We start from the raw sequence: 2,304 nt of genomic DNA, 5'->3' as shown, positions 1-2,304 counted from the left end.
GGCGGGTTTTTTTAATTAATAACCTGCTCTTTCCATCACCTGTCGCATTCGTTAGCATATTGTATCGCAGCAAGTGCATGTGTTTTTTAAGGAAGAGGTTAACGTGTTCGCAGAGTATGGAGTTCTGAATTACTGGACGTATCTGGTGGGGGCTATTTTTATCGTGCTGGTACCGGGGCCAAATACGATATTTGTGCTGAAAAACAGCGTCGGTAGGGGAGTAAAGGGGGGGTATCTCGCCGCCAGCGGTGTGTTTATTGGTGATGCCGTGTTGATGTTTTTGGCCTATGCCGGTGTTGCTGCATTGATTAAAACAACGCCCGTTTTGTTCAATATCGTTCGTTATCTTGGCGCTTTCTATTTACTGTATCTTGGCGCGAAGATCCTGTATGCAACACTGAAATCGAAAGCAAGCGACGCCGCGCCTGAGGAAGTCCCGTTTGGCGCTATTTTTAAGCGCGCATTAATCCTGAGCCTGACCAATCCCAAAGCTATTCTGTTTTATGTGTCGTTCTTCGTGCAGTTTATTGATGTCAATGCGCCGCATTCAGGGCTGTCATTCTTTATTCTGGCTATTACGCTTGAGATAGTGAGCTTTTTCTATTTGAGTTTCCTTATTTTCTCCGGCGCGTTTGTGACGCAATATATCCGTACGAAGAAGAAACTGGCCAAAGTGGGTAATTCCCTTATCGGCCTGATTTTCGTTGGTTTTGCCGCCCGTCTGGCCACGCTTCAATCGTGATGCCATCGGCCCGCTGATTGCGGCGGGCCTTTAATATTGCGCTCTGCTTTTCATTTATAATCGTAGGGTTATAACCAATAAATGGTATTTTAAATATATATTTTGAGGCGTACCCTGTGTACAGCAGCGGTTCAATATGACTCGCTGGTTGTCGACTGGAAAAGGGAAGAAAAATGCTTCAAATTCCACAGAATCATATCCATACACGCTCTACGCCATTCTGGAACAAAGAAACTGCGCCTGCCGGAATTTTCGAACGCCACCTTGATAAAGGGACCCGAGCCGGGGTTTATCCTCGACTTTCGGTTATGCAGGGGGCGGTCAAATATCTCGGATACGCAGACGAACACAGTCCGGAGCCAGTAGAGGTGATGATTATTGAAGCCGGTCAGTTTGGCGTTTTTCCGCCGGAAAAATGGCATAACATTGAAGTGATGACCGACGACACTTACTTTAATATCGATTTTTTCGTCGCCCCGGAAGTTCTGATGGAGAGTGCAAATCAACGAAAAGTCGTGCGCACCGGCAAGGAGTAAATCATGGGTAAAGCAACCTATACCGTAACCGTGACCAATAACAGCAACGGTGTTTCTGTTGATTATGAAACAGAGGCGCCAATGACATTACTGGTGCCGGATGTGGCAGCTGAAGTGGTCAAAGATCTGGTCAATACCGTGCGTTCGTACGATACCGAAAATGAGCACGAAGTCTGCGGGTGGTAGGCATTATTCACTGCTACTGATTGAGTATATTAGTTTTTAATCTAAAAACTGCACTGCGCTTTGACGGCGCAGTGCGTTTTTTTTCTGGGCGAAACAGGGAAATATCCAGAAAGGATTCCTTAAGAATACCTTAAGAGATTCGCATTGATTGCTAATAGTTGATCATTCACAGGGGTTATGATCGCGAAACAGATATAAAACAGAACATCGCGCTTATGAAACTCAATACCCGACTTACATTACCCACAATCATTCTCGGATTAGCCATCGTGGCGATCCCGTTCGCCGCGAACTGGCATCTCCCGCTACTCAACGGTACTGTCGTCAGCTGGATTGAAAATGGCCAGGCGCTATGGCTGCTGTTTGGTGCCATATTTACACTCAGCTACATCAGGCCCTTATCACGTCCCGAAGGCGAGAAGCAATTTTGGCTTTGGGCGGCAGCGTGGTGGCTGGTATTACTGGGTCGAAGCACAAGTTGGGGCCGCGATTATTTTCCTGAGCATCCCAAACTCCTGTTCCGGGCTATCTCAGTGGTATTGATTGCCATGATTATTCTGCCAGTGCTGATTTCGAAGCGCTTACGCCAGGATATTGCCCGTCGCTTTCGCAATGAACCGCTACCTCTGTGGCTGTTAGCGATCACCACCTGTGCATTTTTGATCTCCGATACGGTAGAGCATCATCGTCTGCTGGCTCCCATCTTTCTGCACAATGCTCAGTATGGCGATCTGATTGAAGAACTGTACGAACTACCGTTTATGGCGGGATTGTTTCTGATGAACCTCGGCTTTATGCGGCGGGATAAGCAGGAGGAAGCTGCATCCATCCGCTTCAGTG

General features: G+C 47.3%; 4 protein-coding genes. All 4 read left to right on the top strand.

Going from position 1 to position 2,304, the window contains the following annotated elements; genetic code table 11:
• Positions 1–103: 103 nt before the first annotated feature.
• Entirely contained in the window at positions 104–742 is a 639-nt protein-coding gene (gene leuE, locus FDW87_RS15055) for a leucine efflux protein LeuE (RefSeq protein ID WP_016152793.1), read from the top strand.
• A gap of 173 nt (positions 743–915) precedes the next feature.
• The gene (gene yeaR / locus FDW87_RS15050) at positions 916–1,278 is read left to right on the top strand and encodes a DUF1971 domain-containing protein YeaR (protein WP_005120376.1); all 363 of its coding nucleotides are present in this window, start codon (positions 916–918) and stop codon (positions 1,276–1,278) included.
• A 3-nt stretch (positions 1,279–1,281) separates the two neighbouring features.
• A complete protein-coding gene (locus tag FDW87_RS15045; protein ID WP_003832433.1) occupies positions 1,282–1,464 on the top strand; it encodes a DUF1869 domain-containing protein in 183 nt (60 codons plus the stop codon).
• A 215-nt stretch (positions 1,465–1,679) separates the two neighbouring features.
• Positions 1,680–2,304, top strand: a 625-nt coding sequence (locus FDW87_RS15040; RefSeq protein ID WP_137379935.1) for a hypothetical protein, incomplete at its 3' end; no start/stop codon positions are given.

Source organism: Citrobacter sp. wls826, assembly GCF_005281245.1.
Taxonomy (GTDB): Bacteria; Pseudomonadota; Gammaproteobacteria; order Enterobacterales; family Enterobacteriaceae; genus Citrobacter; species Citrobacter braakii.
The sequence above is the reverse complement of the archived record's forward strand: the minus strand, read 5'-3'. Positions and strand labels throughout refer to the sequence as shown.

What these genes read in the sequence shown, in the direction of transcription:
- yeaR (WP_005120376.1), top strand. Translation starts at nt 916, where the DNA reads ATGCTTCAAATTCCACAGAATCATATCCATACACGCTCTACGCCATTC.
- FDW87_RS15045 (WP_003832433.1), top strand. Translation starts at nt 1,282, where the DNA reads ATGGGTAAAGCAACCTATACCGTAACCGTGACCAATAACAGCAACGGT.